A 12,720-nucleotide genomic window follows, 5' to 3' on the forward strand; every position below is an offset into this window, starting at 1 on the left:
CAAGCTTTATTTAATCAGGATTTCCGAACATATAATTTCTTTGATGTGCTTTAATCGGTTGATAGTTTCACTATCATAATCACAAGCATATGAAAAATCTAAACGAAGATGGACTTGATCCACTGGAGGAGCTTAAGGCATCTTCAGAATTGCTCAAACTAAAACTTGGACTGGAATATGAAATGAAGTTGGGCGATACTTCATCCATGAGTCCTGAACTGGAAAATCTGTGGCTCAATAGTATTTACAAGTTTGAAAACGAGTACAAGAAACGTCGAACGATTAAAGTATATGATGTCCTGAAAAATCCTTCCTTTCCAAAGTATGACACCTTAACGAAAGAAGAATTACATCTTGAACTCGAAAAGCTTCTTGCCCTGATGGAAACATATCACATGGCGTTGGGTTGCTGTTGCGAATATGATGAAACTACTATTTATAGATTTATCACAGAAGAGTTATTCGAACATGAAACAGATGGAATTTTCGTTGAAGGAATGGTGCAGCATTTTATCTATGAAGAGTTTCACCCCAATCATGAATATAGCATACGTCAAAGGGTCGAAGATTTCATAGACGTTATCCTAAGAAGAGAGTGGAAAGAGGAATGGGATATAATAAACTTAACAAAAGAAGTTTCATTCAATGACTTGCAGGTTTCCAGGAATCTCATATCGGCTATGATTCTGGAATTCCAGGAGGCGCATCTCTCTTTTGAAATAAAATCAATGCAAATAAAAAAGATAAATTTTGACCTCGATAAAAACACTGGTTACGCCAAAGGTTTTATTAAGTATCATGCAAATCCCCATAATGATAAGTCAAGGAATTTTGAAGGACCGTTTATTATTGATCTTGAATGTCAGTCATCCCATTGGAACATCAGTGGATTCAAAATACCAGGGATTGATATATGAAATTGTTCAGGGAATGAAATATTACTGTTAACTTTAATCGGTTAACTGAATATTTATGCTCATACGAATTGTGCGTATGCACTTTACCGAAGCGGGAGTCGATGAATTTCTGGAAATATTTGATCAGAATAAAATAGCAATCCGGAATTTCTCAGGATGTACTCATTTACAATTATTGAAGGACGCCGAAGATCCATTATGTTTTACCACTTTGAGTCATTGGAATCATCCTGACGATCTTGAAAAATACCGCAAGTCAGAACTTTTCGGAAGTGTCTGGGGTAGAGTAAAAACCCTATTCTCAGAACGAACTCAAGCGTTTTCGCTCGAAAAATTCATAGAGCTGAAATGATCTTCAGAAACAATCATTACTCTGATTTTCCTGTCAGATAAACCATCTGCCCCAGGTGATAGCTCATGTGGTTGGTTCGGTTGATCAGGATATTCATTTTATTTCTGAATGGCTCTTTTGCAAAGTCTTCAGAAGATACAGAGTTATGGCGCGTAAACCATTCATCATACGGCATTGTCTTTATATGTTCAGCAACTTTGGCGTCAATATCCTTCCAGTATTCCCGGATCTGTGATACAGAAGGTTTTTCAAGCCCTGAATTTTCAGGATTCTTTAAAAAAATGTTATCCAGTTGTGGGTACAATTTCTCACCCCAACCTAAAAGAGGGAAAAGCGCATCGCTGACAGCGGCAAGATGGCCAACCAGGTAAAATCCGGAATTTCTTCCAGGAGCGGTTTCAATAAGGAGCTTCTCATCAGAAAGGCTATTCATTAGTTTGGTAACTCGAGAAGATTGTGTCTCCCAGGCTCCTACTATCATTTTAAGAATTAGTTGTTGCTCGGTCATAAGAGGGGTTATTAATTATGCCATAGTAAATGAATTTCCATCTCTAAAAGTTCCCCAAAGATGACCGGATTCGCACAAGGCTCTCCACGTTCGAACATTTCTAAAAAAGAAATGCATTTAAAACCCCCTTATTGTATTAATAAACGTGGCATGTAGATTGGAATAATCTGATCTGAAAACAGATTTAAATGACATCTCAAAAAATCTTCCTGTCAATTCTATCGCTCCTTACCTTCGCCCTATCTGACTCAGACATCATGGCTCAAACCCTGACTCCTGACCTGCAAAAAACAAGTACTTGGGAAACTTCAAGCCATAAAGCTATTCCTATTCAGGAAAGCGGGAGGCAGGGAATCAAATTCAACGAGCAGGAACGTGAAGGAATTCTAATTTTGAAAAATTACGAGTTCACTAACGGAACAATTGAAATAGACCTTAAGGGAAGGGATCTTCAAGGCAAGAGCTTTCTTGGAGTTGCATTTCATATTCAAAATGAAAAAGTTTTCGACCTGGTTTACTTCAGACCATTTAATTTTTCAAATCCTGATTCCGTCAGGAGAAGTCACGCCGTACAATATGTTTCGGCGCCGGATTTTCCCTGGGAGAAGCTAAGAAAAGAATCACCTCTCAAATATGAAAACTATATCAACCCTGTTCCAGATGGGGATGATTGGTTTCATGCGAAAATTGTAGTGCGTGACAGGGAAGTCAAAGTTTATGTTAATGGCTCATCAAAACCATGCCTCGAGGTTGAAAAATTGACAGATACAAAATCAGGAAGTATTGCATTATGGGTTGGGCCTGGCTCGGACGGCGCCTATTCCAATCTAAAAATTGTGTCAAAAAAATAGGACCAATCTATAAACCGGCCCCAAAGATTTGGAGGTAAACAATCCGAATACTTACTCTTCTTTCAGCTTATTGAACAATATTTCAAGCTCGCGCTTCTTGTTCTTGTAAATATTATGTTCCCAGCCTCCTGCCCAATAGACCAAGAAAAAAAAACCAAGCATCAGGATTACCACCCAGACTGATTCACTTTTTCCCAGCACACTCAAAAGAGCAAGGGTTCCTATCGGTAAAATATTCCAACGCATTATTTGAGAAAGTCTAACCTGATAAGTTGCAACATTGATTGCATGCTTAAGGTCTCCCAGCATAGATCGCTCAAAATTATCCTCACCCCTCAATCTTCGCACACGACTGATCAGTGAGTAAAGGGCCGTGACGAACATCCAGCCAGCCATCAGGTATAAATACAAATTACTAATCTCTTTGAAAATATTGACTGCCACAACAAAGCCAGCAGACCCCAGGTTGACAATGATCAGCATCAACTCACTGAAATTAGTAATGTGAATGGCGCTTCTTTTCTTTGAAAGAATGCGGTGATGAATTGCCTGTGAATCATAGGTATACAGTGGCAACTGATTCTGCTGATCCCAGATCCTCTTCATCTCTTCAAATTCCATTGTTTTCATAGTATTTCGATTTATTGATTAAGTGCTTTTTAATTCTATTAATCTTTACGCCAACATTAGATTCTGTAATTCCCAGAATCTCCGACATTTCCCTATAACTAAAACCTTCCATCAGTAATAGAGCAATTGACCTGTCAACCTCATCTAGTTTCGAGATTTCGTTATACAACCAGGATAACCGTTCATCAACAGCAGTAGTGTTATCTTCTAAAACATAATGCACGCTACGAAGAGGTTCATGCTCCTCTTTCCGCCTACCTTCCTTCTTTGTCCATTTGATAGCAGTATTGAGTGATATCCGATACAACCATGTAGTCACAGCCGATTCATTCCTGAATACAGGAATGGAATTCCAAACCTGGATGGATATCTCCTGGAAAAGGTCATCACGATCCATAGACGAAACCGAATATGCACGGACAATTTTAAAAATCAGGTTTTTATACTGATCCATCCATTCCTCGAAAATCTGCCTTTGCACTGCTTCTGTCACTCTTTACTCTATTTACCCATTAGTACCTTATCATCTGTCGATTCTTACAAGAAAGTAGAAAATAGTTAACAATATTTACTGTTCGAAATCGTCTCACTTTAATAAATGGACTTTATGGAACTAAAAATTATCCTTACAGGCGCAACCGGAATGGTGGGTGAAGGCGTATTACTGGAATGCCTTCAACATCCTGACATAAGTCAGATTCTGTTAGTCAACCGCAGGGCTTCTGGTGTAAAACATCAAAAAGTAAAAGAACTACTGATTCCCGATTTTTTGAACCTCGAAGGAAACGATGAAATATTAAAAGGATATGATGCGTGCTTCTTTTGCGCGGGTATTAGTTCAGCAGGAATGAATGAGGCAGAGTATACACGAATAACATACGACACCACCATCCATTTTGCAAAAAAGCTAGTAACAGTGAATCCTGAGATGATCTTTAGTTTTGTTTCAGGAAGTCATACTGACAGCTCTGAAAAAGGCTCCATCATGTGGGCACGTGTAAAAGGCAGAACTGAAAACGCATTAGCAAAATTACCTTTCAGAAAAGTATATAATTTCAGGCCTGGCTTTATGAGACCTACAGTCGGTCAGAAAAATGTCAAGGGTTTTTACAAAGTCATTGGAAGTATGTATACTTTTTTCAAGTTCTTGTTTCCAAGCAATGTAAGCACTATGAGACAAGTTGGCCAGGCAATGATCAATAGTGTGACCAAAGGATACACCCGGCAGATCCTTGAAGTTAGAGATATCAACACCTTAGCGGCATCATAATTCTTTCTTTTAAAAAAATCAAAAGATGAAATGATTATTGAGGCTATTTTACCTTAAACGTTGGAAAGCCGAAATCAGGCAATAAGTCACAAAACCAAAATCCATTTTTAGATTCGGCGGTGTTGTAATCTCTGTAAACAATTTCGCCGATTTTAAATCCGATCGGAAATTTGAACAGCGGTCCGTCAAAGCAAAAAGTATGGAATTCACCATTCTCGCCGCAAGGATCAATATTTTTAGGCAAACTGTTTACAAACTCCTCGTCAACCATTCTGCCAACATAAGAACGATCGAGCACAGCAGCATTGACACAGACTGTTATCGCTTTAAATCCTGTCGAAATAAATTCATGTATGAGTTGTCGGGTATCTCTCTTCCATAATGGGAACAGTGGCTTGATATCAAGAGCGGCCAACTTTTCTTCTCTGTACTTTTTCAGATCTTCCAGAAAGATATCTCCAAAGCCTGCATATTTAAATCCATCCGCCTTTAGCTCGGAAACTTTCTGAAACATCGCTGCTTCATACTCCTGATTGGTTGGTTGTTCAGATAATTCAAGAGATCCACCTGGAATTCCGATCGATCGTATCTGTTCTTGCAATAACTCAACACGCAAACCATGCATGCTGACACGCTTGTAATGAGCATTAACAGACGTTAAGAGGTATTCTACACTGTATTCTTTATTCTGCAAAAGCTCATGAAGGGCTAATGCAGAATCCTTTCCTGTACTCCAGTTAAAGTAGATCTTATGCCCGGGCATCTTGCAATTGCAAGACAGGAAATTGTCGTTTCGCCAGAGCGAAGGTTCCAAACAAAACTCCACAATAGAAAAGATCACCCAGTAGTGTTCCCTTTAAATAAGGAATTCCTGCTGCATAACATAATGTCAATCCACCCAATGATTGCGAATAGAATGTACTCCCAAGCCAGACGCCAAAATTTGAAATCAAAAAGAAGATCGCAGAGCTACAAAGCGCCGCTCCCAGGATTCTTCCAGGATTAACTTTATTCAGGATTAAAAAACCAACAGCAGTGATCAAAAGATAACTTCCGTATTGCCAGAAGAATCCTTCATAAAACCATGTGAACGTCGGGTAATACTGTGCGTAAATAACATTGTTAATAAATAGGTCGCTAAGCCAGGTTGCGAGGATAGGAATCAAGAATGCCTGCCATTTTCTGGTGAAATATGCTGCTCCGAAAAGGCCGATAGCACCTAAAGGTGAAAAATTAGACATGTGCGGAATGATGCGGCTAAATGCAGCCAATAGTATCATCAACGCCAGAACACCATTTCGAAGGTTTATTTTTTCATTCATTGACATAGAATGGGTGATTAAAATGCGATGTAAAGGTAATAATTCTCATGAAATTACAGACGAATAACTCTTCAACATTATAATAGCTATCCTATACAAATTGTTCAGTCTCATTGGAATGATATTCAATAGGGTAAAAGCATTTTTTTTCCGACTTTTAATCATTGTGTGAACTGTCATAAAATGAAAAAGAGTATTTTCTTCCTTATCATGTTAGCATCAGGAATAGTCAACGGTCAGCAGAAAGAAATCCGCCTTTATAGTGGTGCCGCTCCAGGTTCTGAAGGTTGGACATGGAGAGAAGGAATCAACAATAAGAACAGTGCCAATGTAATGACCATTTATAATGTGGTCCATCCTACCCTGACTGCATTTTTGCCGGATCCTGCGGTTGCAAATGGAACGGCCATCATCATCGCTCCGGGTGGTGGGTTTCATTTTCTCGCCATCGATCATGAAGGAACCAATGCTGCAAGGCTTCTGGTTAAAAAAGGGGTTACTGTTTTCATTCTAAAATATAGGCTGGTTCATATTCTTACAGATAATCCATTCGATGATATGTTGAATGCTAAAGACCCGAAAGCATGGGATGATGAAGCGATACCTGTTATTCCATTGGCCATTGCAGACGGTAAAGCAGCGATTGCATATGTAAGAAGTCAATCGGCAGAATATAAAATAGCTCCTGATAAAATAGGTTTCATGGGGTTTTCAGCTGGCGGATTGGTGGCCGCAGCAACTGCATTTAAGTATAACAAAAGCGACCGGCCCGACTTTGTGGTTCCTGTATATGCTGATATTCCTGAATCAATACAAAGTGAGGTAGCAACAGACGCACCTCCATTATTCATTGCTTGCACCCAGGATGATGAGTTTGGGTTTGCAACTCATGCCGTAAGTCTTTATCAAAAATGGTATGCCGCCAAACGCCCTGTAGAGTTGCATCTATTTTCAAAAGGCGGTCATGGATTTGGAATTGGAAATCAGGCAAACACAACGTATCAATGGATTGATAAGCTTGGAGAATGGATGATTGCCCAGAGCTTGATGAAAGGCAAATAAATTACTATGAATTGGATCATTCTTGTTATTGCAGGATTGTTTGAAGTTGCCTTTGCTTATTGTCTTGGGAAAGCAAAAGAAGCGACTGGAAATGAAGTTTATTTCTGGTACGGAGCATTTCTTTTATCCCTTACCATTAGCATGACCCTATTGATCAAAGCTACCCAAAGCCTGCCCATTGGCACGGCCTATGCTGTATGGACTGGCATCGGAGCAGTGGGAACTGTACTGGTGGGCATATTTCTTTTCAAAGAACCTGCCAGCTTCTGGAGAATTGTTTTCCTTACTACACTGATCGGTTCCATCGTCGGACTAAAGTTTGTTTCGCATTAGTTACGTCTAATTTTCCAGATGTTTTTGAATTATTGCTCAATCGAATAACCCTTACCTCTTCTTCTTATTCTTGTCGCGGTCAGATTGGTACTTTTTATCTCGTCTGTCCTTGTCTGCCTTAGCCCGATTTTCTCTCGACTTATCTAAACGGGCTTTACTCTCTTTTGCCCTTCCTTCCTTGACTTTCTTGTCTCTTGCCTCATCAGCACGGTCGTTTTTTACTTTCTCCGCTTTCTGCGTCTTAACCTTTTTCTCCTTCTTTACTTTGTTGGCCTTGTACTTGCGGTCTTTAACAATTTTCTCCTCCCTTGCCTCTTCCTTTTTCTCATCAGTGGTTTGAGCAAAGGTCAATGTTGAAATGGCCAACAGCACAATCAATAATAAAAATCTAAAGTATCGTAAACTCATAACTGAATCAGGAATTATTGACTTGAAAAAATCCCGGATCATTTCCGTCCGGGATTTCAATCATAAAAATATTCTAGAATAACTTTTCCTGCGGAGGAGTTGCACCCGCCATACGAATATAGACGGTTGTCTGTCCTCTGTGGTGAGTCTGGTGCTCAAACGACTTTGCAAGAGCAACTCCCTTCGTCATCTCGAACTGATTAAAGACCTTGATCTTTTCAGCCAGTTGTGCTGCTGTCATTTTTTTAACACTATTGATCACGAAATCATAACCATCCATTACCATTTTAGTTACGTTCGCTTTCGACTTATCAGTGGCTTTTTCTGAATCACCAAAAGCCACAGGGCTTTTCTCACCAGAAGCAGTGGCAGCAAATGCATAATTAGCGTCAGTCAGGTGTAGCATTTGATCCGCGAAAGATCTCATCTCTTTGGTAGGCTTTAATGCATAGCCAGATTCAGGCATCGCATCAAGGTATTCTTTTGTATAGGTTTTTGCTCTTTCCCATTCCTTAACAATTTCTTCAACTGTTTGTGCATTGGCAAACGTGATCATACTTAACAGAAATGCCAATGTGCATAGAAGTTTTACTCTTTTCATAGTTGTATTGGGTTTAAAGTGGATTTGAGTTTCAATTAGAACATGATATTAAATAAAAAATCCTAAATCAAAAATGACTCTTCAAAAATGCTTATTAGTAACAATGTCCTTCCAGGCCAGTAAGATGTCGTTCTGGACAACCTCAGGATTGACGATCACCAGTCACCTTTGTCTCATTAACAACTAAACAAAAAAGAAAATGACAAACATTGAGATCGCACACGCGATAAACAAAGCTGTTCAGGAAGGAGACGTTGAAAGCGCATCATTATTGGTCCGGGAAGATTACATCCAGCATACACCTCATATTCCCAATGGAAGAAGTGGCTTGGTGGGACTTGTTACAAAAATCAAGAAGGGCGAGATGTCCGCTCCATCCATCAAAAACATTCGCACATTCACAGATGGTGAATTTGTAGTTCTTCACCATGACGTGAAATGGCCTAATAGAAAAGCCATGTTTGAAATTTTTAGAATGCAGGGCAAGCTGGCAGCGGAACACTGGAGTGGAATTATGGACCATCCTGAAAAAACTGCCAACGGCCACTCTATGGTAGATGGAGTGAGTGAAATTACTGACAAATCCAATACTGAGAAAAATAAACAGCTCGCAAAGTCATTCGTTGAGACCGTGTTGATTGATGCCCGCTTTGATGCAATCCCGGAATTCTATCATCCCGAAATTATTCAACACAATCCTTTTATTGACAACACTGTTCAGGGTTTGATCCATGGCATTGAAGAATTAAAAAAACAAGGGCTGACCATTCAAATACAAAGAATATGGAAAGTGTTTGGTGAAGGAAATTTTGTGTTAGTTTGCTCTGAGGGATTGTTTGCAGGAAAATCAACTGCGTTCTTTGATTTATTCCGAACACAAAACGGAAGAATTGTAGAACATTGGGATGTCTTGCAGGAGATCCCTGAAAAGCAGGCTCACTCAAATGGATTCTTTGAACCAAATTAAACAACATAATTACTGACCCACCCCATGTGTAACTTCACATGGGGTAAATTCTTTTCTATGGCAAAAAGTATAAAAATAGGAGTCGTGATCTATCGTAATTGTACATCTTCTATGGTGGCAGGTTTCTGGGATATTATGGTACTGGCAAATCAATTACATTATCAGCAATTCAATAAAAATCTCCTCAGTATTGAGTTGATCGCCGAAACAAACTCTCCTATAAAGTGCTTCAGCGGACTGAATCTTATTCCACATAAAAATATTAAGACAAAAGAACAGTTCGATCTTCTCTATGTTCCCGGATTTATTGGCGACGTCGATCAAGTCTTAGCTCTTGAGAAAAAGACCATTCATTACCTTTCAACAATCAAAACCACCAAAACTATTCTGACAGCAGCGTGCAATGGAAATTTTTTTCTGGCTTCTTCAGGAGCACTCAAGAATAAAAATGCTACTACTCACTGGAGCCTCATTGATAAATTCCGAAAGGACTTTCAGAATGTAAATCTACAGCCCGAAAAAATCATTGTTGACAATGGAAACGTGATCTCTGCTGCGGGGGTTACCTCCTATTTCAATCTCGCGCTCCACATCATACAGCGTCTGACAAATCCTGAAATATCACTTGCTTGCGCCAAGATATTTTTAGTGGATTCCGGCCGCAAAATTCAAACTCCTTATCAGATCTTTCAGTTTCCAAAAAACCATGGAGATGATGTTATTGCAAAAACACAAAACTGGCTTGAAAGGAATTTCAAAGAAAAAACATCATTGACTCAATTGTCGGAAGTAGGCAACGTAAGCATCAAAACCCTCACAAGAAGATTCAAAAAAGCTACCGGCGAAACTCCACAGATCTATCTGCAGAAATTCAGAATAGAAACCGCCAAACGCCTACTTGAATCCAAAGACATCACTTTCAATGAAGTAACATGGCAGGTTGGATACAACGATCCCAGCTCTTTTCACAAAGCATTTAAAATTGAAACAGGTTTGACACCTATCGATTATCGAAATAAATTTTCATTCCTTTAGTCATGAGCTGTATTTTTTTTTGCAAATCGTCTCATGGAAAAAATAAGAATGTTAGTTATTATTAGAGTTAAACTTTTTAGAACGCAGAATTAAAATTTTGACCTTTCATTATGACGACAAAAATAATTCTATTCTTCGCATTGCTGATGTACAGCATCATTGTAAGTCAATCCTTCATGTACATTCTTGCATTGAAAAATGCTCAGTTAGGCCTTGACATAAACTCCTATATAGAAGTGCGCAAGCTGATTGACGCCAGCATGAGAAGCAATTTCAAATACATAATATACGGGGCTTTAATTTCGAACCTTCTACTGGTGATCTTTACGTTTAAGAATCCCGGAAGCTTACTGTTTATTACAGCTTGCATTGGCTTTATTGCTTTGGTTGCAGATACTTTACTAACAGTCAAAGGAAGCTTGCCGATTAATGATATAATCAATACATGGTCTGCAGATCAATATCCGTCAAACTGGGCGGATGTCAGAGCAAAATGGTTTAACGTTTATCAGTACAGACAAATAGCAAACATTGTTGGATTTGTTAGCCTAATGACCGGTGTAGTGTTTGGAAAACAAAACTCCTGAACTCTATTTCATCACACAGGATCGCAAAGAGAATCACTTTGCGATCCTTTCTGTGATACATTATACCCTCTGTTCAGACTTTAAACCGAACAATACCCTTACATACTTCCATCTTCGGATGAATAATTCATAAAATCCCAGACAGCCACCGACCGTGAATGTCAATACCAAAATGAATTTGACATGAACATCGATTTCCATTGGAAAGATCAGCCATGACGCAGCATAGAGAAAAATCATGTGTATGATGTAGACAGGATATGCTGCCTGACTCAGATAGCTCAACGCCTTGCCTGAATGATTCAGATAACGGTTTCCAAATGCCAGCACTGAAAATATCCAGAGGTTAGATTCAACAGGTATAAGATACTCCGCACCCCACAATTTTATTCCAGCTACCCGAATCACATAATTTGTAAAAGCTATTATCAGAAATATCCAGCGCCATTTATTAATTAATTTTAGGAAAGGTTCTCCACTTAGCACAAAACAAAATCCAAAGAAGAATGCAAATAACCCCAGGAAGAATCCATGCCATGTCATTGCGTACAATTCATAAGGATTTGGTTTGAAGACTACCACTTCCAAAACAAAAGTTATGATGACTATTATCAGACCCGCCGCATTACCAAATACTTTTTTAATGCTTTGCGTTAATACTCCCTCCTGATGATTCTTCAGGTAAATGAACAGTGGGGAGAAGAGCAACACATAAACAAATATGTTTCCCAAAAACCATAAATGTCCCGGGTTATTTAAATCATACACCTGCGTAAAATTGTAGTAATCCCGGAATATGTACATGTGCACAGGCACGATCACAAACATTCCAAAGATAAAGGGTAGGAATATTCTCATCAGACGATCTGTGAGGAGCTGTCTCCAGTTCTTGCTTTGCATAGCAAAATAAATTCCCATTCCCGATACAAAGAATAGCAAAGGTATTCTCCACACATTCAGCATCGCCATGGGTATCCATAAGGATGTCCACGGTTTTTCGTTGGTGATGAAACCTATCATTATTCCCCACGACTGAAAACCAATCGCTATATGATAGATCAGGAGTAATCCAATCGCGATTACCCTGATCCAGTCAATATCATACCTTCTGTTTGTTGCTATCATGCGCTTAGAATTAAACTACTTCAACATTTGAGCAATCTCTGGACGTGTCTTTTCGATGTAGGGATAGTCTAGTTTAAGACCCATGGGGCCAAGCATTTTTCCCATCATATCATACGCATCTTTGACAGAAGCAAACGTACCGGCAACATTATCATACGCTGTTGCATTATACTTGTTCTTGATATTCTTATCAGCTTTCTTGTCCAGCAGCATTTTTACAATTTCAGGATGACAGAAAAAAGCCGAAGTATGAAGTGCCGTTGATCCGTCATTATTCTGAAAGTTTACATCAGCACCAGCGTCAATAAGAATCTTCGCTGCTTCAGGGTTTCCAAAAACTGCTGCACTGATCAACGGACTTGAACCCCCAAATGGATCTTTCTCATTAAGGTTGGTACCCGCTTTAATGTGCTGACGAAGAGCATCAAGATTGTTCGTTACCACGGCTGTATGAATGTCTACATCCGGCGCCGCTGCTTTCTGACTGCCGGCTTCAGAGGGTTGCTTCTGACCACATGCTGAGGATATTGATAATACTACCAGCATTGCAAAGTGAGCCAGAGTTCGTGAATTGATTTTTTGTGTTTTCATGATTTTAGCTGTTTTAATTTTTGACAAAGAACGCGGGGCTCCCAAGCATGGGCTGAACAGCTATGCGGATAAAACCATCAAGATTTAGGGAATCAGTGTAAACTATGGCGCAGGCATATCAATTATGGTGCAAGTCGTGACGCAAGTGGCTAATTGGGTTC

At 39.3% G+C, this 12,720-nt stretch carries 18 protein-coding genes; 9 read left to right on the forward strand and 9 right to left on the reverse strand.

From position 1 onward, the window contains the following. Nucleotides 1-89: 89 nt before the first annotated feature. Both HOP08_19610 and HOP08_19615 read left to right on the forward strand, forming a co-directional pair. On the forward strand, nucleotides 90-917 hold the full coding sequence (locus tag HOP08_19610; GenBank protein NOT77137.1) for a hypothetical protein: 828 nt from the start codon (nucleotides 90-92) through the stop codon (nucleotides 915-917). Nucleotides 918-972: 55 nt separating this feature from the next. After that, nucleotides 973-1,269 (forward strand): antibiotic biosynthesis monooxygenase, encoded by a 297-nt coding sequence (locus HOP08_19615; protein ID NOT77138.1) that lies wholly within the window; start codon nucleotides 973-975, stop codon nucleotides 1,267-1,269. Nucleotides 1,270-1,285: 16 nt separating this feature from the next. On the opposite strand, the gene HOP08_19620 is transcribed toward HOP08_19615, so the two are convergent. Then, entirely contained in the window at nucleotides 1,286-1,777 is a 492-nt protein-coding gene (locus HOP08_19620) for a DinB family protein (protein NOT77139.1), read from the reverse strand. Between the two features lie 188 nt (nucleotides 1,778-1,965). Between HOP08_19620 and HOP08_19625 the strand changes: the two genes are divergently transcribed. Continuing rightward, on the forward strand, nucleotides 1,966-2,628 hold the full coding sequence (locus tag HOP08_19625) for a hypothetical protein (GenBank protein NOT77140.1): 663 nt from the start codon (nucleotides 1,966-1,968) through the stop codon (nucleotides 2,626-2,628). 51 nt (nucleotides 2,629-2,679) lie between these two features. Here HOP08_19625 and HOP08_19630 read toward each other — a convergent pair whose 3' ends face one another. Together HOP08_19630 and HOP08_19635 are read right to left on the reverse strand one after the other, a co-directional pair. Beyond that, nucleotides 2,680-3,258 (reverse strand): hypothetical protein, encoded by a 579-nt coding sequence (locus HOP08_19630; GenBank protein NOT77141.1) that lies wholly within the window; start codon nucleotides 3,256-3,258, stop codon nucleotides 2,680-2,682. After that, entirely contained in the window at nucleotides 3,239-3,751 is a 513-nt protein-coding gene (locus tag HOP08_19635; protein NOT77142.1) for an RNA polymerase sigma factor, read from the reverse strand. Before HOP08_19635 ends, HOP08_19630 begins: the two co-directional genes overlap by 20 nt. A gap of 114 nt (nucleotides 3,752-3,865) precedes the next feature. Between HOP08_19635 and HOP08_19640 the strand changes: the two genes are divergently transcribed. After that, nucleotides 3,866-4,528: an NAD-dependent epimerase/dehydratase family protein gene (locus HOP08_19640; GenBank protein NOT77143.1), complete on the forward strand. Its 663-nt coding sequence runs from the start codon at nucleotides 3,866-3,868 to the stop codon at nucleotides 4,526-4,528. Between the two features lie 43 nt (nucleotides 4,529-4,571). On the opposite strand, the gene HOP08_19645 is transcribed toward HOP08_19640, so the two are convergent. Together HOP08_19645 and HOP08_19650 are read right to left on the reverse strand one after the other, a co-directional pair. Beyond that, on the reverse strand, nucleotides 4,572-5,291 hold the full coding sequence (locus HOP08_19645) for a diphthine--ammonia ligase (protein NOT77144.1): 720 nt from the start codon (nucleotides 5,289-5,291) through the stop codon (nucleotides 4,572-4,574). Continuing rightward, nucleotides 5,278-5,838, reverse strand: a complete 561-nt coding sequence (locus HOP08_19650; protein NOT77145.1) for a hypothetical protein — start codon at nucleotides 5,836-5,838, stop codon at nucleotides 5,278-5,280. The genes HOP08_19645 and HOP08_19650 overlap by 14 nt, the downstream gene beginning before the upstream one ends. Nucleotides 5,839-6,033: 195 nt before the next feature. On the opposite strand from HOP08_19650, the gene HOP08_19655 reads away from it, so the two are divergent. Beyond that, the gene (locus tag HOP08_19655; protein NOT77146.1) at nucleotides 6,034-6,912 is read left to right on the forward strand and encodes an alpha/beta hydrolase; all 879 of its coding nucleotides are present in this window, start codon (nucleotides 6,034-6,036) and stop codon (nucleotides 6,910-6,912) included. Between the two features lie 6 nt (nucleotides 6,913-6,918). Further along, nucleotides 6,919-7,245, forward strand: a complete 327-nt coding sequence (locus HOP08_19660) for a multidrug efflux SMR transporter (GenBank protein NOT77147.1) — start codon at nucleotides 6,919-6,921, stop codon at nucleotides 7,243-7,245. Nucleotides 7,246-7,296: 51 nt separating this feature from the next. Here HOP08_19660 and HOP08_19665 read toward each other — a convergent pair whose 3' ends face one another. Both HOP08_19665 and HOP08_19670 read right to left on the reverse strand, forming a co-directional pair. After that, on the reverse strand, nucleotides 7,297-7,695 hold the full coding sequence (locus HOP08_19665) for a hypothetical protein (GenBank protein ID NOT77148.1): 399 nt from the start codon (nucleotides 7,693-7,695) through the stop codon (nucleotides 7,297-7,299). A gap of 31 nt (nucleotides 7,696-7,726) precedes the next feature. Beyond that, nucleotides 7,727-8,254 (reverse strand): DUF1572 family protein, encoded by a 528-nt coding sequence (locus HOP08_19670; protein NOT77149.1) that lies wholly within the window; start codon nucleotides 8,252-8,254, stop codon nucleotides 7,727-7,729. 199 nt (nucleotides 8,255-8,453) lie between these two features. Between HOP08_19670 and HOP08_19675 the strand changes: the two genes are divergently transcribed. The 3 genes from HOP08_19675 to HOP08_19685 all read left to right on the forward strand — a co-directional run bounded on the left by HOP08_19675 (nucleotide 8,454) and on the right by HOP08_19685 (nucleotide 10,843). Beyond that, nucleotides 8,454-9,221 (forward strand): hypothetical protein, encoded by a 768-nt coding sequence (locus HOP08_19675; protein NOT77150.1) that lies wholly within the window; start codon nucleotides 8,454-8,456, stop codon nucleotides 9,219-9,221. A 57-nt stretch (nucleotides 9,222-9,278) separates the two neighbouring features. Beyond that, entirely contained in the window at nucleotides 9,279-10,256 is a 978-nt protein-coding gene (locus HOP08_19680) for a helix-turn-helix domain-containing protein (protein NOT77151.1), read from the forward strand. Nucleotides 10,257-10,366: 110 nt separating this feature from the next. After that, nucleotides 10,367-10,843 (forward strand): hypothetical protein, encoded by a 477-nt coding sequence (locus HOP08_19685; protein NOT77152.1) that lies wholly within the window; start codon nucleotides 10,367-10,369, stop codon nucleotides 10,841-10,843. Between the two features lie 60 nt (nucleotides 10,844-10,903). Here HOP08_19685 and HOP08_19690 read toward each other — a convergent pair whose 3' ends face one another. Together HOP08_19690 and HOP08_19695 are read right to left on the reverse strand one after the other, a co-directional pair. Then, nucleotides 10,904-11,965 carry an acyltransferase gene (locus HOP08_19690; protein NOT77153.1) on the reverse strand — a complete coding sequence of 354 codons (1,062 nt, stop codon included), beginning with the start codon at nucleotides 11,963-11,965 and terminating at the stop codon, nucleotides 10,904-10,906. Between the two features lie 18 nt (nucleotides 11,966-11,983). Next, the gene (locus tag HOP08_19695; protein ID NOT77154.1) at nucleotides 11,984-12,559 is read right to left on the reverse strand and encodes an ankyrin repeat domain-containing protein; all 576 of its coding nucleotides are present in this window, start codon (nucleotides 12,557-12,559) and stop codon (nucleotides 11,984-11,986) included. Nucleotides 12,560-12,720 lie beyond the last annotated feature (161 nt).

The sequence above is a fragment of the Cyclobacteriaceae bacterium genome (assembly GCA_013141055.1).
Lineage (GTDB): Bacteria > Bacteroidota > Bacteroidia > Cytophagales > Cyclobacteriaceae > ELB16-189.

What these genes read in the sequence shown, in the direction of transcription:
- HOP08_19610 (NOT77137.1), top strand. Translation starts at nt 90, where the DNA reads ATGAAAAATCTAAACGAAGATGGACTTGATCCACTGGAGGAGCTTAAG.
- HOP08_19615 (NOT77138.1), top strand. Translation starts at nt 973, where the DNA reads ATGCTCATACGAATTGTGCGTATGCACTTTACCGAAGCGGGAGTCGAT.
- HOP08_19620 (NOT77139.1), bottom strand. Translation starts at nt 1,777, where the DNA reads ATGACCGAGCAACAACTAATTCTTAAAATGATAGTAGGAGCCTGGGAG.
- HOP08_19625 (NOT77140.1), top strand. Translation starts at nt 1,966, where the DNA reads ATGACATCTCAAAAAATCTTCCTGTCAATTCTATCGCTCCTTACCTTC.
- HOP08_19630 (NOT77141.1), bottom strand. Translation starts at nt 3,258, where the DNA reads ATGAAAACAATGGAATTTGAAGAGATGAAGAGGATCTGGGATCAGCAG.
- HOP08_19640 (NOT77143.1), top strand. Translation starts at nt 3,866, where the DNA reads ATGGAACTAAAAATTATCCTTACAGGCGCAACCGGAATGGTGGGTGAA.
- HOP08_19645 (NOT77144.1), bottom strand. Translation starts at nt 5,291, where the DNA reads ATGCCCGGGCATAAGATCTACTTTAACTGGAGTACAGGAAAGGATTCT.
- HOP08_19655 (NOT77146.1), top strand. Translation starts at nt 6,034, where the DNA reads ATGAAAAAGAGTATTTTCTTCCTTATCATGTTAGCATCAGGAATAGTC.
- HOP08_19660 (NOT77147.1), top strand. Translation starts at nt 6,919, where the DNA reads ATGAATTGGATCATTCTTGTTATTGCAGGATTGTTTGAAGTTGCCTTT.
- HOP08_19665 (NOT77148.1), bottom strand. Translation starts at nt 7,695, where the DNA reads ATGATCCGGGATTTTTTCAAGTCAATAATTCCTGATTCAGTTATGAGT.
- HOP08_19670 (NOT77149.1), bottom strand. Translation starts at nt 8,254, where the DNA reads ATGAAAAGAGTAAAACTTCTATGCACATTGGCATTTCTGTTAAGTATG.
- HOP08_19675 (NOT77150.1), top strand. Translation starts at nt 8,454, where the DNA reads ATGACAAACATTGAGATCGCACACGCGATAAACAAAGCTGTTCAGGAA.
- HOP08_19680 (NOT77151.1), top strand. Translation starts at nt 9,279, where the DNA reads ATGGCAAAAAGTATAAAAATAGGAGTCGTGATCTATCGTAATTGTACA.
- HOP08_19685 (NOT77152.1), top strand. Translation starts at nt 10,367, where the DNA reads ATGACGACAAAAATAATTCTATTCTTCGCATTGCTGATGTACAGCATC.
- HOP08_19695 (NOT77154.1), bottom strand. Translation starts at nt 12,559, where the DNA reads ATGAAAACACAAAAAATCAATTCACGAACTCTGGCTCACTTTGCAATG.